Source organism: Candidatus Omnitrophota bacterium (genome assembly GCA_030688425.1).
In the GTDB taxonomy this organism is placed as follows: Bacteria; Omnitrophota; Gorgyraeia; order Zapsychrales; family JANLHA01; genus JAUYIB01.
In genome coordinates this window covers 159,888-182,888 of record JAUYIB010000012.1, presented here as the reverse complement: position 1 = coordinate 182,888, position 23,001 = coordinate 159,888, and the positions used below count along the sequence as shown (strand labels likewise).

24 protein-coding genes are annotated in these 23,001 nt (G+C 56.8%); all 24 read left to right on the top strand.

All coding sequences use genetic code 11. The annotated features are described in order from the left end of the window. Positions 1–1,845, top strand: a complete 1,845-nt coding sequence (locus Q8Q08_01905; protein MDP2652763.1) for a hypothetical protein — start codon at positions 1–3, stop codon at positions 1,843–1,845. Continuing rightward, positions 1,838–3,307, top strand: a complete 1,470-nt coding sequence (locus Q8Q08_01900) for a lipopolysaccharide biosynthesis protein (protein MDP2652762.1) — start codon at positions 1,838–1,840, stop codon at positions 3,305–3,307. The genes Q8Q08_01905 and Q8Q08_01900 overlap by 8 nt, the downstream gene beginning before the upstream one ends. Then, complete coding sequence (locus Q8Q08_01895) at positions 3,304–5,109, top strand: hypothetical protein (protein MDP2652761.1); 1,806 nt, start codon at positions 3,304–3,306, stop codon at positions 5,107–5,109. Before Q8Q08_01900 ends, Q8Q08_01895 begins: the two co-directional genes overlap by 4 nt. 211 nt (positions 5,110–5,320) lie before the next feature. After that, positions 5,321–6,367, top strand: a complete 1,047-nt coding sequence (locus Q8Q08_01890; GenBank protein MDP2652760.1) for a Gfo/Idh/MocA family oxidoreductase — start codon at positions 5,321–5,323, stop codon at positions 6,365–6,367. Between the two features lie 109 nt (positions 6,368–6,476). Continuing rightward, entirely contained in the window at positions 6,477–7,487 is a 1,011-nt protein-coding gene (locus Q8Q08_01885) for a methyltransferase domain-containing protein (protein MDP2652759.1), read from the top strand. Positions 7,488–7,503: 16 nt separating this feature from the next. After that, positions 7,504–8,109: an SIS domain-containing protein gene (locus Q8Q08_01880; protein MDP2652758.1), complete on the top strand. Its 606-nt coding sequence runs from the start codon at positions 7,504–7,506 to the stop codon at positions 8,107–8,109. Between the two features lie 97 nt (positions 8,110–8,206). After that, a complete protein-coding gene (locus tag Q8Q08_01875; GenBank protein MDP2652757.1) occupies positions 8,207–8,893 on the top strand; it encodes a transaldolase family protein in 687 nt (228 codons plus the stop codon). After that, positions 8,890–9,258, top strand: a complete 369-nt coding sequence (locus Q8Q08_01870; protein MDP2652756.1) for a hypothetical protein — start codon at positions 8,890–8,892, stop codon at positions 9,256–9,258. The genes Q8Q08_01875 and Q8Q08_01870 overlap by 4 nt, the downstream gene beginning before the upstream one ends. Before the next feature lie 39 nt (positions 9,259–9,297). Next, on the top strand, positions 9,298–10,083 hold the full coding sequence (locus tag Q8Q08_01865; protein ID MDP2652755.1) for an aldolase/citrate lyase family protein: 786 nt from the start codon (positions 9,298–9,300) through the stop codon (positions 10,081–10,083). 65 nt (positions 10,084–10,148) lie between these two features. Continuing rightward, positions 10,149–10,796, top strand: coding sequence for an HAD hydrolase-like protein (locus Q8Q08_01860; protein ID MDP2652754.1), 648 nt, complete (start codon positions 10,149–10,151; stop codon positions 10,794–10,796). Beyond that, positions 10,793–11,761 (top strand): putative sugar O-methyltransferase, encoded by a 969-nt coding sequence (locus Q8Q08_01855; protein MDP2652753.1) that lies wholly within the window; start codon positions 10,793–10,795, stop codon positions 11,759–11,761. Before Q8Q08_01860 ends, Q8Q08_01855 begins: the two co-directional genes overlap by 4 nt. A gap of 12 nt (positions 11,762–11,773) precedes the next feature. Next, the gene (locus tag Q8Q08_01850; protein MDP2652752.1) at positions 11,774–12,553 is read left to right on the top strand and encodes an SDR family oxidoreductase; all 780 of its coding nucleotides are present in this window, start codon (positions 11,774–11,776) and stop codon (positions 12,551–12,553) included. 101 nt (positions 12,554–12,654) lie between these two features. Further along, the gene (locus tag Q8Q08_01845; GenBank protein ID MDP2652751.1) at positions 12,655–13,278 is read left to right on the top strand and encodes a hypothetical protein; all 624 of its coding nucleotides are present in this window, start codon (positions 12,655–12,657) and stop codon (positions 13,276–13,278) included. A 116-nt stretch (positions 13,279–13,394) separates the two neighbouring features. Beyond that, positions 13,395–13,775: a hypothetical protein gene (locus tag Q8Q08_01840; protein MDP2652750.1), complete on the top strand. Its 381-nt coding sequence runs from the start codon at positions 13,395–13,397 to the stop codon at positions 13,773–13,775. 30 nt (positions 13,776–13,805) lie between these two features. Then, positions 13,806–14,408 (top strand): YdcF family protein, encoded by a 603-nt coding sequence (locus Q8Q08_01835; GenBank protein ID MDP2652749.1) that lies wholly within the window; start codon positions 13,806–13,808, stop codon positions 14,406–14,408. A gap of 135 nt (positions 14,409–14,543) precedes the next feature. Then, positions 14,544–14,696: a hypothetical protein gene (locus tag Q8Q08_01830; protein MDP2652748.1), complete on the top strand. Its 153-nt coding sequence runs from the start codon at positions 14,544–14,546 to the stop codon at positions 14,694–14,696. 138 nt (positions 14,697–14,834) lie between these two features. Then, positions 14,835–17,225: a YfhO family protein gene (locus tag Q8Q08_01825; GenBank protein ID MDP2652747.1), complete on the top strand. Its 2,391-nt coding sequence runs from the start codon at positions 14,835–14,837 to the stop codon at positions 17,223–17,225. Positions 17,226–17,270: 45 nt separating this feature from the next. Continuing rightward, on the top strand, positions 17,271–17,678 hold the full coding sequence (locus tag Q8Q08_01820) for a hypothetical protein (protein ID MDP2652746.1): 408 nt from the start codon (positions 17,271–17,273) through the stop codon (positions 17,676–17,678). A 148-nt stretch (positions 17,679–17,826) separates the two neighbouring features. After that, positions 17,827–18,396 carry a hypothetical protein gene (locus tag Q8Q08_01815; GenBank protein ID MDP2652745.1) on the top strand — a complete coding sequence of 190 codons (570 nt, stop codon included), beginning with the start codon at positions 17,827–17,829 and terminating at the stop codon, positions 18,394–18,396. A gap of 117 nt (positions 18,397–18,513) precedes the next feature. Further along, a complete protein-coding gene (locus Q8Q08_01810) occupies positions 18,514–19,047 on the top strand; it encodes a hypothetical protein (GenBank protein ID MDP2652744.1) in 534 nt (177 codons plus the stop codon). A gap of 138 nt (positions 19,048–19,185) precedes the next feature. Then, the gene (locus tag Q8Q08_01805; protein ID MDP2652743.1) at positions 19,186–19,932 is read left to right on the top strand and encodes an SDR family oxidoreductase; all 747 of its coding nucleotides are present in this window, start codon (positions 19,186–19,188) and stop codon (positions 19,930–19,932) included. Positions 19,933–20,096: 164 nt separating this feature from the next. Then, positions 20,097–20,876, top strand: coding sequence for a 3-deoxy-manno-octulosonate cytidylyltransferase (kdsB, locus tag Q8Q08_01800; GenBank protein ID MDP2652742.1), 780 nt, complete (start codon positions 20,097–20,099; stop codon positions 20,874–20,876). A gap of 16 nt (positions 20,877–20,892) precedes the next feature. Next, positions 20,893–22,053, top strand: a complete 1,161-nt coding sequence (locus tag Q8Q08_01795; GenBank protein MDP2652741.1) for a hypothetical protein — start codon at positions 20,893–20,895, stop codon at positions 22,051–22,053. 14 nt (positions 22,054–22,067) lie between these two features. Continuing rightward, on the top strand, positions 22,068–23,000 hold the full coding sequence (locus tag Q8Q08_01790) for a phosphoglycerate dehydrogenase (protein MDP2652740.1): 933 nt from the start codon (positions 22,068–22,070) through the stop codon (positions 22,998–23,000). The last annotated feature ends 1 nt before the right edge of the window (position 23,001 follow it).

Below are 23,001 nucleotides of genomic sequence, written 5' to 3'. Positions count from 1 at the left end.
ATGCGAAACGCTGCATCATCGACAAAATCCGTCTTTTTTATTTCACATATTGATCCCATCGTTTGGCCGTTCCTTGCCTTATTTATCCGTCCTTTTTTTCAGATCGCGTGTTTCCAATCCCGCGGGGTTGCGGAGAAAGGTTTCCATCGCCTGAAAATCTCGGACCTGTCGGCGGATGAATTCCAGAACGACAACGTTGCGGGCGTCCGTTTCGCCAAGAAGCACTGCTTCAATCTCGCCTGTATTGCCAAAATTTCCTGCGGAGCCCGGAGCTGGGACCTCACGAATTATTTTGCCAAGGACGCCCTGCAATTCACAACGGATCTGTATCACGCGGCGTCCATTCTCGCCAAGACCCGGGAGACAGGGATTTTTGTCCTGAACGGCTGGGCCGGCGACGAGAAAACAAAAACGGCGTTGGCGTCTGAATTCGCCGAACGGGGAGGACTGCGTTACAGCCCTGGCTGGGACGGCCTGATCGGCGGCCTTTGCGGCGGCGTCCGGTTCCTGATCCGCAACGGGGTGTTCTGGGGCAGTTTTTTTCTGCTGTTGTTCAAACGGCGCGGCGGACGGCCCCGGGACCTTAACGGCAAGGTCTTGTATATCTCCACCATTCCCGGCGAGCTGGAACCGGATTTTTTCCGCAACCTTTCGGCCGGATTTTTTATTGACGATGCCGCGATCGCCAAGAAGGACGTGATTTTCATCGGTAAGGAAACCCCTCAGTCGCAGCGTTGGCGGCTGGCCGGCTACCGCTTTCACCAGATGTTCGACTTGGCCGATGGGACAATGCTGGTGCGGGCGGTTGTCCTTTTGGCGATCTGCTGCCTGCGGTCCCCCCGGACCGTGACCCGTTTTATTCTGCGTTTCCCTCCATGGTGGTTTCATCACTTGGTTCTCACGGAGCTTCTTTGCCATCGGTGGTCTCTGAAAGGTGTTATGTACACCAATTCCGACGTTGGGCTTGAGCCCATCCAGGGCGTGCCTTTTCGCAGCCGCGGCCTTCCGGTGGTCCTGTTTTTTTATTCCGCGAGCCTCTTTAATCATCCTATGTGGGCATATCTTCAAGCCAATCCCATTTTTGTCTGGAATAGCAAAATGATCGAGTTTCTTGAAGAACATCCTCAGTTGCAGAAGAAGGATTTCATTCGTACGGGACCTTTGATGCAGGTGGAGGATTGTATTGAAAAAGAAACATTCTCTGAAATCGGTAGTGGATTTTATCTCAATGTAATTTCATCCAGGGTTTTTACAGTTGGTGTTTTTGATAGTCCCGCTGTGCGGTCAGAGATTTTGGAAGATCTCCGATTTATTCAAAGCCCTAGTGTAACACCCCAGATTCATAAGGACTTTCTGTTTGATGTTTTTTCTTTACTGGAAGTGGATAAGCATATCCGTGTTGTCATGAAACCCAAGCGGTGGACGAAGAAACACGACATTGATTCACAGGTTCAAATGGGCTTCGATCAATGGGGGGATCGGATTATTTTATTGCCGCCCTCAGTCAATCCCCACATAGCTATTCAGAACAGCGACTTTGTGATATGCATTCCTTATACCTCTATTTTTTTGTCTGCTTTGCAAAAATCTGTCCCGGCCTATTTTTATTATCCACAAGAGGATCCTGTCTTTAAGAAGTTCCCTGAATTTCAGAGGTTTTTGATATGCGGACGGCAAGCTCTGCGGAAGAAATTTTATTCTGTCTATCGCCATGGTCAATCCGATTTGCCCACGTCACAGGAGTATGACGACCTGGTCGGCATCCCGAAAGAAGAATCGGTCCGGCAGGCGTTCATCCGGGAACTGGCGGCGTCCTTGAGCGCGGCGGGGAAAGCCCATGACTAAAGAGCGGCAGATCCGGCACGGCATCCTTTACCTCGGCGCCACGGTCGCTGAAAATTTTGTGCCGTTTTTGACCCTGCCAGTTTTTACCCGCATTTTGACCGAGCAGGACTACGGCGCGCTGGCCCTGGCCCAGGTCTACGGCCTGCTCGCCGGCGGGGTCGTCAACTGCGGGTTGACCGTCGCCTACAACCGCAATTATTTTCAATACCGGCAGGACAAGCTGAACACCTCCCGGCTGTTGACCTCGGTCCTCGCGTTCGTCGCGGCCGCCGGCACTGTCCTGGGCCTGGTCACGTTTGTCCTGCGGGACGCGCTGTCCGGGCTGTTCATCCGTTCCCCGCATCACGGCGACCTGCTGTTCTGGGCCTTTGCGGCGAATCTCCTCATCAATCTCAAAACTTATCCGCTGTTGTTCCTGCGCAACGAGGAACGGGCGCGCGATTTTGTGTTCTACAGCGTGCTCGCGGCCGCGCTGTATCTCGCCGCGTCCGTCGGGATGGTGGTTGTCCTGAAATCCGGCGTCATCGGGCTGGTGATCTCGCAGGCCGCCGTGTATGCCGTTGTCCTGGCCCTGGCGCTGGGACAGTGTTACCGCCAGCTGCCGGTTTCCTTCGACGGGAAGATTCTCAGGGACGCGCTCGGCATCGGGTCGCCGCTCCTGCCCACGGTCTTTCTGGGCACCCTGGGCAACAATTTCGACAAATACATGATCGGCCTTCTGGGAACGATGGGGGGCGTGGGCGTTTACAGCATTGGGCAGAAGATCGCGGCCCTGGTCTTTACCCTGATGACATCTTTGCAGAACGTGTTTTCTCCGCAGATTTACAAGAGGATGTTCGACCTGAAAGGGGAGGAGGGGGCGAAGTCCGTCGGGCGTTACCTGACCCCGTTCGCTTACGCGGTGATCTCGGCCGCCCTCTTGATGTCGCTGTGCGCGGACGAGCTGGTGTGGCTTCTGACGCCCCCGAATTTTCACGGCGCGGCGGACGTGATGCGGGTGCTGGTCCTGTATTACGCGGTTTTGTTTTTCGCGAAGATCAACGGCGAGCAGCTGGTCTTTGCCAGGAAGACGCACCTGACCACCGCGCTCTTCGTGGCCGCGATGGCGTTGAACGTCGGGCTGAACATCCCGTTCATCCTGACGTGGGGCGCGATCGGCGCGGCCTGGGCGACGCTGATCGCCCGGATGATCTCCGGCGCCGTTATCTTCGCCGTGGCCCAGAGGCATTATCCGGTCCGCTGGGAATACGGCCGGCTGGCGTTCATTTTCGGCGTCCTGTTCGTCTCGGCCGTCGGGATCATCGTGATGAAGCACGCGGGGGCCCCTTATCCATTCCTGGCCGGCTGTAAGGCCGCGGCGCTTGCCGCCTACGCCGCCGGCGGGGTCCGGCTGGGCATCCTCACGAAAGACTATTGGGACGCGGTGAAGAATCTTGTCCCGGGAATAAGGAAGGGGCAATGAAAGCGGTCTGGATTATTGAGAATGTCTGCGGGCTCCCGAAGCATTTTCCTGCCGACGGGAAAAAGCGCTATCTCGGCCTGCGGGCGCTCACGGTGGGTGAAGAAAAGATCCTGAAAGACGCCGGGTTCGCTCCGGCCGCCGAGCCGGTGTTCTCGCCGGAAGACAGGGAGCTGTTTCTCCGGGACTATGTCAATCTGATCGGCGAACTGAGTTCGGAATTCAACTCGCGGCTCTGGTGGGCCACGGAGCTGTCGTCCAAAAACCGCTTCAATTCCAACCTGCCGTTTCTCCTGCAAAAATTCCTGACCGCTGTCCGCGCCGTTCAGCGGGAAGATGGCGACACTTTGGTCATTGCGGGCGCGCCATGGGAAATTGTGCCGTCCCTCAAAAAATTCTTGGGCCATTCGAAAATATCCTGCCGTGTTGTGATGAACCGTCCCTGGATCGAACTCAGACTGTTGGCGGGATGGCTCAAGCGGATCCTGTCCGTGACCCGGCAGATACTCGACAATCTGGGGAGGTGGGCCGCGGCCCAGGGGCTGGGGAGCAGGATTCGCCGTTCGCTCAAAGACGGCCCGTTCTATTGTCTCAAGACGTTCATCTACGACAGTTCCTTCGACGCGGACGGGAATTACAAGGACGCTTTCTTCGGCCCGCTCGTGCCTTTTCTGGAGGGCGAAGGAAAGAAGGTCCTGATTTTCGCCAACATCCTCGGTAACTACGCCGGCTGTGTGAAGAAGATCGCGGCCTGCGGCCGGCCGGTGATTGTTCCGATGGAGGCGCTGGCTTCACCGTTCGCCATTGTCGCCGATTCCCTCCGGGCGCTTTTTTATCACGTCCGCTCCCGCAAGGACCTGCGGTTTTTCGGCCAGGGTGTCCGCGACATCGTCAACAATGAATTGAAAGCGAGCTATTGCCGGATCAGCCCTTATCAGATCCTGCATTACGGCTACACGAAAAGTCTGCTCAAGGCCGCGAAGATCGAAACGTTCGCGCTCACCTACGAAAACAACCCCTGGGAAAAAATGTGCATGACCGCCCTGCGCGAGGATTCGCCGCAGACAAAGATCGCCGGTTATCAGCATACGGTCGTGCCCCAGGCCTCGGCCAACATGTTCATCAGCAAGGAAGAGGAGAAGCTCATCCCCAGGCCGGACGTGGTCCTCACCGTCGGGGAAGCGCCGAAGGAGATCATCGGGCGTTACAGCCCCAGCCGGACCGTCCCGGTCCACGCGGCCGGCGCTCTGCGGTATCAGTATCTGTTCTCTTTGCCGCCGCTTCCGCGGGTGCGGGAGAAGAAACTCCTGCTGGCCCTGGAAGGGATTTTCGACGTTTACCACATGGTCAATTACGCGATGGGCCAGCTGAAGGGCTCGGATTGGCAGGTGACGGTCCGCACGCACCCGGTCCTGCCGCTGGATGCGATCCGGCACAAGCTCGCGTGCCGGCCGGAGGATTTGCCGAACTTCCGGCTGTCGCAGGGGACCTCGCTCAAGGAGGACATGGAGAGATCGGACGCGGTCATGTACTGGGGCAGCACCGTGGCCCTGGAAGCGGCCTGGGCCGGCAAGCCGGTGGTGCATTTCAACCTGCAGTCGGTGCTGAGCTACGATCCTCTGTTTGAGTGCGGCGCCTTCAAATGGGTCGTGACCCGCAACGATTCCCTCCCGGCCGCCCTGTCCGCCATCCACGCCCTGGATGAGCCGTCCTTTGCGGCCCAGCGGGACAGCGCCAAGCAATACCTGCAGTCCTATTTCCATCCCGTCACCCCGGATTCCCTTCGAAAGTTCCTGCTTCGTTAGCGCTGAAAGCCGCCTTATATAATTATACTAATTTAAAAAACTCTCAATTCCCGCCTTTTTCCCGCCCAGCAAAGACTGTATATTGAAATTGACTATTCCCGCATCTTTCGGTAGAATTGTGATGCGTTTATCTGAAGCGGTCCCAGGGGCCTTGAGCGGTTCCCGGCCGCGCATAACTTGTAGTCCTTTCTAAAGTTACATCCAAGACAACATGTCATCCAAAGTCCTCAACTGCGGGATCATCGGCTACGGCTACATGGGGGAAATCCGCCGCCAGGTGATCGAGCGCCATCCCGAGCAGATGCGCCTGATCGGGGTCTGCGAGCCCAATTCCGCCACGCGCGGCAAGATCCATGGCGTGGCCGTCTTTGAAAAGTTCGAGGACCTGCTCAAGGAAAAGCCGGACGTGATGTTCGTCTGCACCCCCAACTGTTTTTCCCCGGAAATTTCCATCAAAAGTATGCGTGCCGGCATCCACGTGTTCTGCGAGAAGCCGCCGGGCCGCAATCTGGAAGACATCCGCAACATCATGGCCGAAGAAAAACCCGGCCTCAAGCTCATGTTCGGCTTCAACCACCGTTTTCACCCCGGCATCCTCAAGGCCAAGGTCATCGTGGACACCGGCCGCTTCGGCAAGGTCATCAACATGCGCGGGCTGTACGGCAAGTCCGGCGGCAAGCAGTTCCACAAATCCTGGCGCAATAACAAAGAGATCTCCGGCGGCGGCATCCTGCTCGACCAGGGCATCCACATGCTGGATCTGTTCCGCCATATCTGCGGGGACTTCGACGAGGTCAAGTGTTTCACCAGCAACGAGCACTGGAAATTCGACGTTGAGGACAACGCCTACGTCATCCTGGCCAACAGCCACGGCCAGCACGCCGTCTGCCATTCCTCGGCCACGTTCTGGAAGCACACCTTCCGGCTGGACATCACGCTGGAGCAGGGCTATCTCACGGTGGAGGGGCTGTTGTCCAAGTCCGGCAGTTACGGGAGAGAGAAGATCATCGTGGCGACTCGCCAGTTCGAAGACGAGACAGCCGCGGTCGGCAACCCGTCCGAGGAAGTCACCTATTTCGACCGCGACCTTTCGTGGGACCTGGAAGTGGAAGAGTTCTTCCGCTGTATCACCGAAGACAAGCCCGTGACGATCAGTTCCTCCCGCGACGCGTTCAAGGTCATGGAGATCATTGACAAGGCCTACAAAGACGCGGCCTGGGCGGCGACGAAAGAACAAATAAAGAATAAAATTTTCTAAAGGTCCCGCGCCTTCGCGCGGGATTTCTCTGGGATAGCGTTCGATTTGATTCACACCGTTAATCTGGCCGTTGAAATGCCGTGAGGCGTTAGAAACGCGAGTTGAGGAAATGAAAAACATCGTTGTCCACGACGAATTCAATCAGACCGACCTGAAGCCCACGGACCTGTTCCGGGAGTACCTGAAGCTGACCGAGCAGGACGTGCGGCAGATCCTGGCTTCATCCAAGACATTGAAGGAATGCGCGTGCCCGGGATGCGGCGCCGGCGGGGGGCGGACGGCCTTTGACCGTTACGGGCTCAAATACCTCGAATGCCCGGGGTGCCGGACGCTTTACGTGTCCCCGCGGCCCGAGGACAGCGTCCTCAACGATTACTACACCAAAGGCAAGGCCCGCACCTTCTGGCGCGACCAGCTGTCCAAGACCACGGACCGCAAACGCAAAGAAAAGATCGTCAAGCCGCGCTTCCATTGGATCCTCGAATCCATCGCGGAACACCTTCCCGCGGCCCAGGCCTGGCTTGATCTGAACACCACGCAGGACGCTTACATTGACGGCATGTGCCAGGCCAAGCAGTTCACCAAAAGGATTCTGGTCAATCCGTATATCCATCCTGATTCACTGAAGGGCAAGACATGCGTCGAGGTTGTCGCGTCGCCCTGGTGGAAGACTTCGGTCAAGGCGGAGATGGATGTCGTGACCCTGTTCGAGGTCGCGGACCACACCTCGGACGTCTCCGGCCTCTTCGCCAAAGTGACCGCCATGCTCAAGCCCGGCGGCCTGTGCTTCATCACCGCGATCCTGGGGTCGGGGTTCGACATTCAGACGCTGTGGGAGAAGGCCGAGAACCTGTATCCGCCGGACCGGCTCAACGTGTTTTCCACCGAGGGCTTCCAGGCGCTGTTCAAAAAAAATAATTTTGAAGTCCTGGAATTCAGCACGCCCGGCATTCTGGACCTCGAGATCGTGGCCAAGGCGGCCAAATCCGGCGCGGAAATTCCCCGGTTCGTCCGTTACCTGCTCGACAGCCGGGAAGACAACATCAAAGGCGCGTTCCAGGAATTTTTGCAGTCGAGTTTGCTGAGCTCGTACGGCCGCATCTTAGTCAGAAAACGCTAATCAACCCGGAGATTCCATGTCCTACGTCAACGAATACTGCGAAGAAGCGATCACCATCCTGAACAAGCTCAACCGTTCCGCCATCGAACATATGATCGGGCTCTTGCTGCAGGTCCGCCAGCAGGGCGGGCGGCTGTTTTTCCTGGGCGTGGGGGGAAGCGCGGCCAACTGTTCCCACGCGGTCAACGATTTTCGCAAGATCGGCGGGTTCGAGGCCTACACGCCGCTGGACAACGTCTCCGAACTGACCGCCCGCACCAACGACGAGGGCTGGCACACCGTGTTCGCCGAATGGCTCAAGGGCTCGCAGTTGTCCGAGAAGGACGCTGTCATGGTATTTTCCGTGGGCGGCGGCAGCAAGGAAAAGAACATCAGCGCCAATCTCGTTTACGCGCTGGATTACGCCAAAGAAAAGAAGGCCAGGATCTTCGGCATCGTGGGCCGCGACGGCGGATACACCGCCAAGGTCGCGGACGTCTGCGTGGTGATCCCGCCGGTCAACCCGGACACGGTCACCCCGCATACCGAATCGTTCCAGGCCGTTGTCTGGCACATGATCGTCTCCGACCCGCGGGTGATGGTGATGAAAAATAAATGGGAATCGACGGCGGGAGCGAAATAGAATACCCAATCCAACCCCCGGGGTTGGCAAACGGTTGCGTGCGTAGAGTTTACAAGCAGGAATTAGAATTTGGGAATTTATTTAAGGGAGGACATGCATGGCCATATTTCTCGACACGAGCAACATTGACGACATTAAAAAGTATCAGAAGATGGGCATCATCCGGGGGGTCACGACCAATCCCACGATCCTTTTGAAAGAAGGGGTCAACGGCGGGCTCGAAGGCGTGAAAAAACGCACGGTCGAGATCGCCAAGCAGATCGACCCGTATCCGGTCTCGGTCGAGGTCACCACCAACGATCCCCACGCCATGGCCGAGCAGGCCAAGGACATCGCCCGCTGGGCCAAGAACATCGTGGTCAAGATCACCATCCACGGCCCCAACGGCGAGCTGGACAACCTGGCCCTGGTCCACGACCTGGAAACCAAACACAACATCCGCATCAACGTCACAGCCATGATGAGCGCCCAGCAGTGTTTCCTCGCCGCCATGTCCGGCGCCAGCTACGTTTCGCTTCTGGCCGGCCGCGTGAACAACATGGGTTACAGCGCGTCCGAGGAGATCAAGAAACTTCGCGCCCTTTTGGACCATCACCAGCTCAAGGCCAAGATCATCGCGGCCTCCACCCGAGAGATCATCAATGTCATCGAATGGCTCGGGGCCGGCGCGCACATCGTCACCGTGGTTCCGGCGTTCCTGGACGGCATGATCGTCCATCCCTATTCCAAAGAGACCGTGAAGATGTTCCTGGACGACGCGGCGAAGGCGGGGGGGAGATCTTGAGAAAAGCAGTTTTGCTTTTAATTTTTTTGGTGGTGCTTGGGATCTATGTGCTTTCAACTGTTCAACCGACTTTATTCCTAAGATTCACTAAAAAATGTATCCCCGCGGAATATTACCCTGATGGAAAAGTTAAAGAGGAGGCCTGTTTAGATGAAAAAGGCAAATTTCAGGTGCAGCGGACTTATTATGCCAATGGTAACGTGTGGGTGGAAAGATTTTATGAGGGGAGGGGTTTCGTTGCTTCGTCAACAAAAGTATATGATTTGAATGGCGGTTGGACGGAATCAAAAGGGGACGGCAAAATCAGAGCATTTGATCCAAGCGGGAAGTTACTCCATACCATCGGAGTTTCGTCTAAGTATTAGTATAATTCTAAAAGCTTGTTTGAAGGTGAAAGGAACCCCATGCCTCTTTCTTTAAAATTTCGTTCCGTTCTCAAGAAGAAACTGCGAAACCGCCAGAAGGCCTTCGGCGCGTGGACCTCGCTCGCGCATCCGTCCATCACGGAAATTTTCTGCCGCATGCCCATTGATTTCCTGGGCATCGACATCGAGCACAGCACCATCAGCCAGGAGCAGTCCCAGCGCATCATCGCGGCCTCGCAGGCCGCGGGCGTGGCCTGCCTGCCCCGGATCGCCTCGCACAACGCCGAGATGACCAAGCGGCTCCTGGATTCCGGCGCGGACGGGCTCATCGTCCCCATGGTCAATTCCGTCAAGGAAACCCAGAAACTTCTCAAATGGTGCAAATATCCGACCTCCGGCGCCCGCAGTTTCGGCATCAGCCGGGCGCAGGGTTACGGCTATGATTTCGACGATTACGTGAAGACCTGGAACGATTCCTCCGTGTTCATCCCGCAGATCGAGTCCATCGAGGCGGTGGAGAATATCGAAGGCATCCTGGCCGCCGAGGACGTGGACGGGGTCATGATCGGCCCGTATGACATCTCCGGCTCGCTGGGCATCCCGGGCCAGCTCGACCACAAAAGGGTGGTGGACGCGGCCCAGAAGGTGATCGCCGCGTGCAAGAAGGCGGGCAAGGCCTGCGGCACGCAGGTGGTGGACCCCGATCCCAAGAACATCCAGGCCGCGTTCAGCGCCGGCTACACCTTTGTGATTTTGTCTTCCGACGTCTTTTTGCTGTGGAATTGGACGGAGAAAGTCGGGCGGATGGTGAAGAAGTGGGCATGAAGGGACTGGGCTGTGCCTCAACCCCCGGGGTTGAGCGGGTTCCAACCCCCGGGGTTGGATTTGGTATGAATAAAGATTTAAAAGCGATCGTTCTGGATTACGACGGTGTTGTGGTGGAATCGGTCGGCATCAAGGACCGGGCGTTTGAGATCCTGTTCAGGGACGAACCGAAGCACTTGCCGGAGATTTTGGAATATCACCATACGCATAACGCCGTGATCCGGTATGAGAAGTTCCGGCACATCTACGAAGGCATTTTGAAAAAGCCGTTTCCCCCGTCTGTCCGGGCGGATTTGAGCCGGCGGTTTTCGGAGATCGTGGTGAAGGAGATCATCGCGTCGCCCGGGGTCAAGGGGGCGAAGGAGTTCCTGGAAAGTTATTTCGGCCGGGTCCCTCTGTATCTGGCCTCGATCAACCCCGAGGATGAGTTGAAGCACATCATGCGCAACCGCGGGGAGGAGAAGTATTTTAAGAAGGTTTACGCGTATCCGTGGCTGAAAAAAGACGCGCTCCGCAAGATCCTGAAAGCGGAGAACGCGAAATCCGAAGAAGCCGTTTTCATCGGCGACAGCCCGGAGGACTACGAAGCGGCGCGGGAAACGGGCGTGACGTTCATCGGCCGGCAGAGCAATAAGTTTTTCAACGGGGCTTCCATCCCGGTGTTCAAGGATTTTTTTGAAATCAGCAGGCATCTGGAACCATTTCTGAAATGAGCGGCGCAGAGATCCTCGATCAACTGTACGAGAGGTATTACCGGGAGGACTATGGCCGGGAAGACGTGTCGCCCCATTGGAAACAGCTCCAGGGCCGTTTCCGCGTGCGCCGCAATGACGACGGCCGATTGGAATTGCACGGCGAGGGTTTCGGGGACCTGGAAAAAGTTTCGTTCTCCAGCCGTCTGTTGTCCGGCATCACGGCGTTCAGCTATTTGATTCATTTGTCCCTGCGGCTGGAGATTTTTCTCCTGCTGCCGCGGGCCCTGGTGGTCTTGAAGGCGATGGGGCTTTCGTTCACCTACGACGGCTTCCGCCAGATCTGTTCTTTGGCTTTGATCAAAACGCGGATGAGCCCGGCGTCCTCCTTCACCGTGATGGTGATCGGCGACGGCTACGGGTTTCTGTCCTGCCTGATCAAAAGCGTCTGGCCGGACAGCCGGATTGTTCTGGTGGATCTGGGCAAGACCCTGCTCTTTCAGGCGCATTTTTGCGGCAAGGCGCATCCGGGCGAAGCCCGCCGGCTCGTTCAGCCGGGGACGGACGCGCGGTCTCTTCCGGCCAGGGGGTTTATTTACTGCCCCGCGGAACATCTTGCCTGCCTTGAGGGCCTGCGGCTGGACGGCGCGATCAACACCGCCTCGATGCAGGAGATGACCTCATCCGCGATCGCGGGGTATTTTCAATTCTTGCGGCGCAACCTGGTGGAGAACGGCTGGTTTTACTGCTGTAACCGCGAAGAAAAGGAATTCCCCGGCGGCGAGATCGTGCGGTTCGCGGAATATCCGTGGGACAGCGGCGACAGGCACTTGGTGGACGAAGAAGCGCCGTGGTACAAATATTTCTTTTCCCTGCACAAGACCAGGCGGGGCTTGCGGCTGGCCGGCGTGCGGGTGCCGTTCATCAACGCCTTCGACGGCCCTGTCCGTCACCGGTTAAGCGTGCTTAAAAAGTTTTCGTCTTAAGGAGCGGTATTGATGGCTGACTATCTCACCGAACTGTTCAACCTCAAAGGCAGGACCGCTGTTGTCATCGGCGGGGCAGGGCATTTGTGCAGTCAGATGGCGCTGGGCCTGGCCAAGTGCGGGGTCGGCATCGCGGTCATCGACAAGGACCCGGACAAGATCAAAGAGATCATCGCGAAGATCGAAAAAACCGGGGCCAAGGCCATCGGCGTCACCTGCGACGTCACCAAAAAAGACGAGCTCATCTCCGCCCGCGATCAGGTGCTGAAAGTGTTCGGCGGGGTGGACATCCTCATCAACGGCGCCGGCACCAACGCGCCCACGCCGTTCTTCCAGATCACGCTCGAGGAATGGAAATCCATCCTCGATTCCCACGTTACAGCGACGTTTTTGGCCTGCCAGGTGTTCGGCGAGGTCATGGTGAAACGGCAGAAGGGCAGTATCATCAACATGTCATCCGCCTCGGCCGGCCCGCCGTTGTCCAAGGCCTTCACCTATTCGGTTGCCAAGTCCGGCGTCAAAAACCTCACGCAGAATCTGGGAAGAGAGTGGGCCAAGTCCAACGTCCGCGTCAACGCCCTGCGCCCCGGCTTTTTCCCGACCGAGTGGAGCATGAAGAATTTCATTGATAAAGACCGCGAGACCGCCATCCTCGGCCACACCCCCATGGGAAGATACGGCAAGCCCGAAGAATTAGTCGGCGCCGTGTTGTGGCTGTCCTCTGATGCCGCCAGTTTCGTGACCGGGGCAGAGATCACGGTGGATGGGGGGTTTACGGGGATGACGATTTAAGAGGAGCGCACGGACGCAGGGATACAAGTCACACGTAAAAGTGGGATGGGTTGAGAGGTGATAGTTATAAGCGATTTGGGGTTTTCGAAAAGGGACAAAAGATGAAATTAAGATTAAGATTAAAATTAGTGATACCGAGCCTTATTACATTCGTTATTGGTTTCATCGGATCGCCACTTTTTACTAATTGGTATTTTCGTCCGGTAATTGTTGTCGATATTAAGGAGTTTGATCTTCCGAAGGAATATTTCGAAATTGTAGGTCGGGAAGAGCTGTCGGGGATTCCTCGAATCTCATTAATTGAGATTACTAATATTGGTAAGTCAAAAGGTGATAATTTAACGCTCGAGTTTAAAGCAAATAACAATGCATCGATTTCCGGTGCAAGCGTGGAAAGTCGCAGCGATGCTATTTCTCATAAAATTGAAAAATTAAAAGACGGTTCAGCGCTATTGAAATTGGATGCTTATCACATTAGGCCACAAGAAACAATACTAATCAAATTGTTAACAGACATCCCGGCGAATTTTTATTTAAAAGAGAAGCTCATAGATAACGGGGAGTTGGTCCTAAAAGAAGAATACGAAAGACGGCAACAATACATTAATGTTTTTTTAGCCTACATTTTTGTTTTCGGCTTTATGTTAATTCTGGCCATATCCGGTTTCATTTTCATGGAAGTTAAAAAGTGGCTCCTGAAGGGCCGGGTCTCTGGGAGCAGTTGAGCGAGTGGGGAGTTCCGGGGACACATGACATAATTCAATAATTGCGACTTCTGGGGACACACGACGAAACCTGAATTGTGGCACGGATCCCGTCGATGGTGCCAGGAGGGAAACGGATGAAAATGAGATTGATCGGTTTGGGGGTGTTGACGGTGGCTGTCCTTGCGGCTCCGCCGCTTTTTGCCGAAGACGCCCGTCAAGCGCGTCAGCAAGCCGAGATGCAGAAGGCGCGCTCGCAGATGTCCGCCGAAGAACTGGCCTACTGCGACAATGTTTTGTCCAAGATCACGGCAGTTTCCACCGAGGCGGAGGTCATCGCGTTACTGGGAACGCCGTCCCGCGATATCAAGGTCCCGGGGGCGGGCAGCAAGAAGAATTGGTGGGTGACCCTGGGCGGGAAACAAAGCCGGGTCGGCGTTTATTTTTCAGGCGAAGGCATGGCGACAGAGGTCGTCCTGGACGGGAACGGCCGGTTTTATTATCGGTATAAGTTGTAATGCCGCCGCCCTGTGTCCCCGAGACGGATTATGTTGCGATTGAGAAAATTTTTTTCGTTCTTTGTCCTGGCGTTGTCTCTATCGGTTTGGGGTGCCGGGTATTCGGCAGGAGAAGGCAAGGCGGTGGGGGCGGTTTTGATCGTCCTTGGCAATGAACCTCTTGATGGACAGACGCCGACCCTGGACATGGTGGCGCGCGTTAAAAAGGCGGCGGAGTTTTTTAAGGCCAACCCGGATTCTGTGCTGATACTGACCGGCGGCCCCACAGCAGGCGGTATTTCGGAAGCCCGCATGATGGCGGACCTGGCTTTGGCGGAGGGGGTTCCGGAAGACGTCCTGCTCCTGGAAGAGCAGGCGAGGACTACCTCGGAAAACGCCGATTTGGCGGCGGGATTGCTTCGGGGCAGGGATCCCGGCCGTATCCTTATTGTCAGCAAAGCCGACCATCTGGAATGGGCGGTGCCGATCTTTCAGGAAAAGGAAGTTTTCAAAAACGCGGAAGCGCTGGCTTGCGAAGTTGACCGCGCCGACTCCATCGCGCAGATGCGGGAATACCTGAAAGGCCATCCGGAGAATCAAAGGGTCAAGGCCCGCCTGGACGCGCTGGTGCAAGGTGTGAAAGGGACGGATTAAGCGTTCCCGCGGCTCTAAAAGGGATGGTGAGAAAGATTCCCGCGGCGCGACGAGAATCTTGAGTTCCGGGGACATGACATAATTCAATAATTAAGTCTCGAGGGCCCCGAATTAGAGAAATCTGCGAGGTGACGGATGAAAAAGCGCTTATCGATACAGGACAAGGCCGAGATCGCCCTAAAAAGGGCGGTGCGTGAGGTCGTGGAGCGGCACAAGAAAACGGGCCGCCCGCTGGTTGTATGGAAAAACGGCAAGGTCGCCCGCATTTCTCCGCACACGGTGAGGTAGAATGCCAAAACCAACCCCGGGGGTTGGCAAGTGGCCCCGGAATTGCAGGATTGAAAAAAGAGAAGGCCATTGGAAATAATGAAAGGGACCAGTTTGCTGTGCTCATTTGTGTCGGGAAGAAGGTTCGATTTCCCTCCCGTGCCCGCGCGTTATAAATATCTCCTGTCCGCCGTGATCACTGTGATCCTGGGCCTGAACATCGCTCACCGGTGCGACGCGCCGCCCTACGGGTTTCCCTTCAACGAGCTGAGCGATAATTACTGGGGGGTCATCATTGACATCGCCCGCCGCTGGCGCAGTCTCGATTTCGGGTTTTGGAATGCCGGCATCGCCGGCGGGATCAGTCTTTTCACGACAGGGATGTATCCGATTTTCAATCCCACCAACCCCGCGGCCGTTTTTCTCAGCGACGACCATTTTTATCTGTTCAAGATCATCGAGCCGTATGCGATGGGCGTGTTTTTCATGACCGCTCTTTTGTGGGATGAGTTCAAGGCCAAATGGTATATCGCGCTTTTCGGCGGCCTGGCCTATATGGGGCTCCTGCTGTCCAAGACGTTCTCGCTCGCCGCTTCGCCGTATCTTTTGTACGCCTGCGGGCTTTTCCCGGCCATGGCCCTTGTGGCGGTCAAATTGTTGCGCAGGCACGTTTACCTGGCCGCGACGGGCGTGGGGGCCTTGCTGGCCTTGCAGTTTTTGGGCCAGAGTTCCATCCAGACGCCGCAAATGCTGATCTGGTGGGCCATTTTTTTCTTCATCTATTCCGTCACGGTCCGGCCCGGGCCCAAGAAAGCCGCCGCTGTTAAAAACGGCGTGGTTTCGGTCATGCTGTTGTCAGTTTTTTCTGTGGGGCTTTGCGCCGTTCAAATGCTGCCTTCGTTATACTTCCTGAGATTCGGGTCCAGCCGCATGGCAGGGTATTATCCCATCAACAACTTCGACCTTTTCAGCAATAAGGAATTTGCCCCGGGCCTCTGGCAGATCTTTTGCAACGGGGTCCTTGACGCGGGCCCGATCCGGTCCAAGGCCTTCGTCGTCCTGGGATTGGTCAGTCTGGCCCTGGCCATAAAACATTTCGGGAACGTATTTAAGAAACTCCCGAACAGCGCGTTCTTTTATCGGATGTGGATCGCCCTCGCGGTTTACTTTTGTATCCCCGACGCCGCGGCCACCCTTGCGATGGTTTTCCCGCCCTTAGAGAAGTTCTTTTCGCCCCTGACGTATTTTACGTTCAAATATGCCCTGCATGTCCTGGATTTCGCGATCGTCCTCGCGGTCTGTCTCATCCTGAGCAATGAGGAGTTGTCGTTCCTGAAAAATGGAAAGTCGCCCCTGAGGGATTTCCTGGCCTGGGCCGTTTTATCCCTGGCCCTGGCCGCCGCCGCTCTGCCGGTGATTTTTGCGTTGTCGAAGAGCGTCCTGGACTCTCTCGGGGCCGCGCCGGTTTTTCACTATTTCGTCCCGGAAAATTTGAAAAATGCCCAGCGTATCCTGGTCAAGGCCCTGATCCTTGTCCCGATATTTGCCTTAAGGCCGCGTCACATGATCGCCCATCTCGCGCTGGCGGTCATTCTCCTGGGCGGGGGCTTTATGATGACGCTCGACTGCTTTAAGTGGTATGACAAAGGACAAAGGAACCACCCGGAAATGTACCAGATCGGCAGTCCTGAGCAGGTTTTTTACACCCAGGCCCGGGGGAAGTATCTCCTGCCGTTCCAGGCGGAGCCGGATTGGATCATGCACAATTTTAATCTTTTGTATGGAGTGCGCGGGACAACCGGATTTTTGGGCGCAACCCCGCTCAGGCAGATGAAGTTCAAGTTTTATTATGAGGCGCAGGACAAGGAAAACTGGGAGAGCATTCCCTATGCCGGGAACCATCAGACCAAATTCGGCGCTTTCCGGGGGAGCACGCCCGCTTCCTTGAGCACGTATTTTCCGGCCGACTTTACGCTGGTCAAAAAGGGAGAAGCTTTTTCTTGGCCCGGTTTTGCCAAAACTGTTCCCGGGGACGTTTATGACATTTATGAACGCCGGGGCTTGCAGTCCCCCATTTATGCCCTGGGCAAACTGCAGGTCGTCGATTTTTTTACGTTGATCAGGAATTTTGAGAAACCCAGAGCGGGCACGGTCTATGTCAGCGCGGAAGACGCCCGGTCCAGCGGCGTGACGGCTGAGGACTTCGGGCGTACGGGCCGCGCCGATATCAAGGATTTCCAGAGGCCGAGAGAGAACAGGGTGCTGTTTCGCGCCGATTCCAAGCGTCCGTTCTATGCCGTGTTCCCCGAGACGTTTGATGCCGGCTGGCGCCTGAAGATCGACGGCGAAAGGGCGGGGATATTCCCGGCATTTTATCTTTTTAACGGGTTTAAGGTTCCGTCCGGCGAGCATCGGATCGAATTGACCTTTGTGCCCAAGTGGTTCGAGGCCGGGGTGGTCGTCAATATTTTCAGCGTGATCCTTGCCGGCGTTTTGTTCATCAGGATCTGGCCGCGCGGGATCCCGGGGACGCATGACAGCATTCAATAATTAAGTCTTGTGTCCCCAGAATTAAATGTTTTTACAGCGGGGTGGATGATGCGGATCAGGTCCGGGATTTTGGCATTGGGACTGTGTTCGTTGTTATGGCTTTGCGCGGCCCCGGTCTTGGGGGAACTTGTCCGGCCGACGTTTTATCCGTTCAGCCTCGGGCCGCATGAACCGGGCGGGGACCGGATCAGATTCGAATTCCCGGAGGGGGAGGACCTTCTGTATGTCTTCCACGAAATTGAGGCGCCGAAGGTCCTGCCCGCCGGCACGTGTTTGCGGGTGGGGCTGTATGACAGCAATTTTAATCAAGTCGCTGACGCAACCAGCCCCTGCAAGACTGAGCAGGACACCCTGTCGTACGGGGCCATGATCTTTTCCGGGATGACAAAAGGCAAGACTTCCGATGTGGCGTGGTTTTCATCCGTTGTGCAGGAGTGCAAAGCCGGAGAATAGACGGCCGCGGCCGTTTGACAAATCAGATGCACGGGCTTTGCCCGTGGCTTGATGCAGTACTTGGCCGTGGTCATGCCACGGCCAAGTGGCGACCCGAAGGGTCGTCCCTTGACGCGTGGTTTTTATTAATTTTAACGGAGGCAATCTCATGATACCCATGTTGATCCTGGCCGGGACAGTTATTGTCGTGGCGTTGTGCGTCATTATCAGCTCGGCCCAGAGCGAGCGGGCGGCCGCGGAGGCCAAGGCCCGGGAGAACAGTTCGAACCCGCTGGGAAGGACCTTCGATCCCTCTGCCCAGCCGGTTTATCAGGGCAGTGTCGTGGATTCCATCGGGCCGATCGTCATCTTGCTGGTGTTGTTCGGGGGCGGGTTTTATTATCTCAAGAACTCGAAACTGATCCCGGAGCCGCAGGAGATCGTCCTGCCCGGACAGGTCGTCCCGGAGCAAACGGGCGTGGCCTCGACCCCGGACAAGATCCTGGATGAATACGAAGCCCTCGTGAACGAGTATGTCCCGAAGTTCCAGCATGCCAAAAGCCGCAACGACCGGGCGGCTTACGTCGCGCTGGTGGACAAGTTGACGGTCCAGGTGCAGGCCCTGATCGAGCGGTTCAACCAGAGCGCGAAAACCATCAACCCGAGAGATTTCAGCCGTCTTCAGGCGCGGCTCACCCTGATCAACAATAAATACATGGCCCTGTGCCAGGTCAGATAAAGGAAATCAGGAACGAATGAGCGCAAGGATACACGGACATGCAGATCCAGGAGGGAGGACGGTTTTCCTCGCCGGTGCCAGCGCGCACCCGTGTCCCATGAGGGATTCTTTTAACCTATGAATTATATTTTGATCATAGCTTTCATCCTGATCGCCGGCGGCCTGTTTTTTATTTTTGGTCCGTCGAAAGGGAACGGGCGCGCCTCAGGCCCGGCCGGCCCCGCGATGCCGAATCTCCTGGATTGGCTTCAGGAGAACGGCCGGTCGGCCCTGGTTGTTGTTTTTGCTGTTTTGTTGATCGTGGTGGTATGGCTGTATTTTTCCCTGCCCCAGGAAGAGGCCCCCGGGCCGGACAGGGGGGCGCCCGCGGCGAAGGAGAAGATTTTCACCGCGTCCGGCATGGCGAGAGATTATCTTGATGAATACGAAGCCAAACTGATGGAATACATCCCGAAACTCAAGAAAGCGAAAAACAGCGAGAACCGCGCGGAATATGACGCCCTTGTCGAGCAGATGCGGTCCGAGGTCGACCCGATCGCCGAACGGTTCAAAAAAATTCTCAAGGCCCTCACGCCCAAAGATTTCAATCCGGTCTATGCACGGTATCAGCGTATTCATAAAACCTACAACGCTTTGCGCGGGGGGAGATAAAGCCCGGGGGGGATGGAAGAGGGAGGACGGAAAATAGAGGGGTGAGACGTCAGGGATTATCGGTTTTTTTGCGGTGGAGCGGAATTTTTTAATTCCATCGTCCATTTTCAATCTTCAATTTTCGATAAGAGAGAATCTATGAAAACACTCGTCATTACCGGCGGGAACAAGGGCATCGGGGCGTCCATCGCCCAGGCGTTTTACGCGGCCGGGTATCACGTCGTGATCGGCGCCCGGCAGGACAACGGGTTCGCGGCCAAATTGCCGTTTCGCGCGAAGTTTGTGAGGACGGACGTCCGCAGGGAGAAGGACCATGTGAATCTCGCGCAGGAGGCGCTGTCCTGGGCCGGGCAGGTGGATGTCTACGTCAACTGCGCCGGGTTTTCCCGCTGGAGGCCGCTTTCGGCGATCGATGAGAAATTTTGGAACGAGATGCTGGACACCAACCTCAAGGGAACGCTCTGGGGCTGCAAGGCCGCGGCCAAGGTCCTGCGCAAGGGCGGGTGCATCATCAACATTTCCAGCCTGGCAGGGAAAAGAGGAGGCGTTAATAACTCCGCTTATTGCGCGTCCAAATTCGGCGTGACCGGGCTGACCCAGGCGCTGGCCAAGGAACTGGGGCCCAAAGGCATCCGCGTCAACGCCGTGTGCCCGGTGTATGTGGAAACCGCAGGCCTTATGAAAGCCCTGAAAGAGAAGTCGTCCCCGGCCAAAGGCAAAAACACCGCGGCCTATTTGAAAAAATTCGCGCAAGAGCAGTCCGCGCTCCAGCGCTTGCCGTCCGGCCAGGACGTGGCGAACGCGTGCCTCTTTTTGGCGTCGGACGCGGCCGCGTCCGTCACCGGCCAGTCGCTCAACGTGGACTGCGGGGTGTTGCCGCAATGAAAGCTAATGAGCTCCAAACTTACGGAGGCCCGGAGGGGCGAACGTAAGTTTGATGAGCGAATTAGCCCCGCCGACTCGGTTTTGTCCCAAGAGCGCGCATTTCGCTCTTGGGACAGAATAAACCGGGCGGGGTCGTTTGAGTAACAACATATTTCGGAGTTTTCATGTCAAACCAAAAAGTGATAGCCGTCATTCCCGCCCGCATGGGATCGTCGCGGTTCCCGGGCAAGCCTCTTCAAAAAATTTTGGGTCTCCCGATGGTGGAGCACGTCCGGCGCCGGGCGCTGTTGTGCGAGGCGGTCAATGACGTCATCGTGGCCACCTGTGACCGGGAGATCGCGGACACCGTGTCGGGTTTCGGCGGCAGGGCCGTGATGACCAAAGACACGCACGAACGCTGCACCGACCGGGTGGAGGAGGCCATGCAGTCCGCGTCCGCGGACGTGGTGGTGATCCTGCAGGGGGACGAACCCCTGATCGTCCCGGACGTGATCCGGATGCTGATCGAGCCGTTCCGCCACGAAAAGGGGCTGTTGTGTACCAATCTGTTGTCCGTGATCCAGGAGGAGACCGACCTTCAGGATCAGGACATCGTCAAGGCGGCGCTGGACCAAAGGAATTTTGTGATGTTTTATTCCCGGGCCGGCATCCCGTTCCACCGGGTGAGGAAAGGCCCCTGCCCCATGTACCGCCAGACCGGATTGTCGGCGTTCACGAAAAAATTCCTGCGCCAGTTCTCCCAGCTGCCGCCGACGCCGCTGGAGATCACGGAATCGGTGGACTTCCTGCGGATCCTGGAGCACCGTTTCCAGGTCCTGGGCGTTGTTTACGACAAGCCGACCGTGGGGGTTGACCGGCCGGATGACGTCGGGATCGTGGAGAATATCCTGCAGGCCGACCCGGAGCAGAAGAGGATTTATGAGAAGATCCTCGGATCGGCGTGATGGTGAGGAAATGGCCATGAGGAAATTTTTCTTGTTGCGGTGGGGCGCTCTGGCGGGGGTGTTCGCGGCGGGTCTTTTTTTAAGAGCGGGGATCGCCGCCGCCGAAGCCGCGGAGACGCCGGGCAGGAAGACAGAGGTCGTCTTCATTGCGACCCAGCATTTTATCGGTGATATGCCCGAGGGTTATACGCCGGGGCACCTGCGCGCCCTGCTCAAAAAGGTCTCTCCCGACGCGCTGCTGGTCGAAGCCCCGGGGAACGTCGCCGACCCCTGGCCCTGGGCGCCGATGGATTTGTGGCAGATCACGAAGCCGTGGGCCGAAGCGAACAAGGTCCCGGTCCTCCCGGCCGGATGGCATAATCCGGTGTATCAGGCCGAGCTTCAGAAAATGTTTGAGGCCTTTGCGCAGAAGGGTGTCTGGGCGGAATACCAGAAAATGGAGAGGGACTTCCAATCCGCCGGCGCTTCCGGATCGTGCGAAGACATGAACAGTGAAAAGGCGCAGCAGCTCTGGCGCGATTACCATCTCGCTCTCCACCGGCTGTACGGCCGGGACACGCCATGGGAGGAGTGGAATTGGAACATCCTCGGGAATGTCCTGAAGCTGGCCGAAAAGAACCGGGGGAAGCGGATCGCCGTCGTTTTCGGGGGGGCCCACATTTATTTTTTATCCGACCAATTGAAAGGCAAAGCATGGGTGACCGTCATTCCGGCAAGCCGGTATTTTCCCCTCACGCAGGAGGAAATTGAAGCGGAAACCTGGCCGGAGGATTACCTGAAGGCCCTGCGGATTTTGAATTTCGGCGTGGGGGCGGTCCCTCAGGGTTCGCTCGACAGGCTGGAACAGACCCTCCGGCAAGTCGGCAAATATCGGGAATTGGAGGAGGATTTTCTGCTGTTTGAGGGAAAATTTCTTATGCATTCCGGCCAGCCCGGGAAAGCCCTCGCCAATTTTGAAAAACTGGCCGCCCTGGACGGCCGGGTCATTTCGGTTTTTGACCGTCAGACCCCACTGAACCAGGCCGGCCTTTTCAACGCGGCCCTGGCCAAAGCCCAGATGAAAAGGTACGGTGCCGCGAGAAAAGATCTGAAAGAGCTGTTGAAACGGTGGGACACCATTCCGGAGATCAAGGCCGCGGCGAAGCAGGTCCTGATGACCTTGCCGGCGGGAAAATAGAGGGGCTTGTACCGATGAAAAAGAAAATTTTTGTTGCCCTGTCCACCTTCGCCGAGAACGGCCGCGAGCCGCTGGAGCTTTTGGAAAAAAGCGGGCATCCATTCTGGCTGAACACGACCGGAAAACGGCTCAAGGCCGACGAGGTCGTGTCGCTCGGCAAGGACTGCGAAGGCATTGTGGCCGGGGTGGAGCCGTATGATGAGACGGTCCTGGAGCGGATGACGAACTTGAAGTGCATCAGCCGCTGCGGGGTGGGGACGGACAATATCCACAAGGACAAGGCCCGGCAAAAGGGGATCGCGGTCCTCAACACGCCGGATGTGGTGGTCCAGCCGGTGGCCGAGTTGACACTGGCCATTATCCTGGATCTGCTGAGACATCTGTCCTGGCACACCTCCCGGATGAAGGCCGGGCAATGGGAGAAGAAAACCGGCGGCCTGCTGGCCGGAAAAAACGTCGGGATCATCGGTCTGGGCCGGATCGGCAAGAGGGTGGCGGAGATGATGATGTATCTGGGGGCCTCGGTGTGCGCGTCAGATGTCCAGCCGGACGAGATTTGGGCCCGGCAGAAAGGCGTGGCGATCCTGCCGGCGGATGAATTGCTGAAACGTGCGGATGTCGTGTGCCTTCATGTGAGCGCCTCGGCCAAGAACCCGTTCCGGATGACCGGGCGGGACATCGGCCTGATGAAGCCCGGCGCGGTCCTGGCCAACCTGTCGCGGGGTGACGCGGTTGACGAAGCGGCGCTGTATTCGGCTTTAAAAGAAGGGCGGCTGGGCGGGGCTGGGCTGGACGTTTTCCCCGAAGAGCCGTACAAGGGAAAGCTCTGCGAACTGGACAACGTCGTTCTCACCCCGCACGTCGCCACCCTGACCGCGGAATCCCGGCTCCAGATGGAGACCGAGGCGGTGAAAAATTTGTTGAATTATTTTCTCCAGAGACCCTGAC

Coding starts and splice junctions, on each gene's coding strand:
- Q8Q08_01905 (MDP2652763.1), top strand. CDS start 1: ATGCGAAACGCTGCATCATCGACAAAATCCGTCTTTTTTATTTCACAT.
- Q8Q08_01900 (MDP2652762.1), top strand. CDS start 1,838: ATGACTAAAGAGCGGCAGATCCGGCACGGCATCCTTTACCTCGGCGCC.
- Q8Q08_01895 (MDP2652761.1), top strand. CDS start 3,304: ATGAAAGCGGTCTGGATTATTGAGAATGTCTGCGGGCTCCCGAAGCAT.
- Q8Q08_01890 (MDP2652760.1), top strand. CDS start 5,321: ATGTCATCCAAAGTCCTCAACTGCGGGATCATCGGCTACGGCTACATG.
- Q8Q08_01885 (MDP2652759.1), top strand. CDS start 6,477: ATGAAAAACATCGTTGTCCACGACGAATTCAATCAGACCGACCTGAAG.
- Q8Q08_01880 (MDP2652758.1), top strand. CDS start 7,504: ATGTCCTACGTCAACGAATACTGCGAAGAAGCGATCACCATCCTGAAC.
- Q8Q08_01875 (MDP2652757.1), top strand. CDS start 8,207: ATGGCCATATTTCTCGACACGAGCAACATTGACGACATTAAAAAGTAT.
- Q8Q08_01865 (MDP2652755.1), top strand. CDS start 9,298: ATGCCTCTTTCTTTAAAATTTCGTTCCGTTCTCAAGAAGAAACTGCGA.
- Q8Q08_01860 (MDP2652754.1), top strand. CDS start 10,149: ATGAATAAAGATTTAAAAGCGATCGTTCTGGATTACGACGGTGTTGTG.
- Q8Q08_01855 (MDP2652753.1), top strand. CDS start 10,793: ATGAGCGGCGCAGAGATCCTCGATCAACTGTACGAGAGGTATTACCGG.
- Q8Q08_01850 (MDP2652752.1), top strand. CDS start 11,774: ATGGCTGACTATCTCACCGAACTGTTCAACCTCAAAGGCAGGACCGCT.
- Q8Q08_01845 (MDP2652751.1), top strand. CDS start 12,655: ATGAAATTAAGATTAAGATTAAAATTAGTGATACCGAGCCTTATTACA.
- Q8Q08_01840 (MDP2652750.1), top strand. CDS start 13,395: ATGAAAATGAGATTGATCGGTTTGGGGGTGTTGACGGTGGCTGTCCTT.
- Q8Q08_01835 (MDP2652749.1), top strand. CDS start 13,806: ATGTTGCGATTGAGAAAATTTTTTTCGTTCTTTGTCCTGGCGTTGTCT.
- Q8Q08_01830 (MDP2652748.1), top strand. CDS start 14,544: ATGAAAAAGCGCTTATCGATACAGGACAAGGCCGAGATCGCCCTAAAA.
- Q8Q08_01820 (MDP2652746.1), top strand. CDS start 17,271: ATGATGCGGATCAGGTCCGGGATTTTGGCATTGGGACTGTGTTCGTTG.
- Q8Q08_01815 (MDP2652745.1), top strand. CDS start 17,827: ATGATACCCATGTTGATCCTGGCCGGGACAGTTATTGTCGTGGCGTTG.
- Q8Q08_01810 (MDP2652744.1), top strand. CDS start 18,514: ATGAATTATATTTTGATCATAGCTTTCATCCTGATCGCCGGCGGCCTG.
- Q8Q08_01805 (MDP2652743.1), top strand. CDS start 19,186: ATGAAAACACTCGTCATTACCGGCGGGAACAAGGGCATCGGGGCGTCC.
- kdsB (MDP2652742.1), top strand. CDS start 20,097: ATGTCAAACCAAAAAGTGATAGCCGTCATTCCCGCCCGCATGGGATCG.
- Q8Q08_01795 (MDP2652741.1), top strand. CDS start 20,893: ATGAGGAAATTTTTCTTGTTGCGGTGGGGCGCTCTGGCGGGGGTGTTC.
- Q8Q08_01790 (MDP2652740.1), top strand. CDS start 22,068: ATGAAAAAGAAAATTTTTGTTGCCCTGTCCACCTTCGCCGAGAACGGC.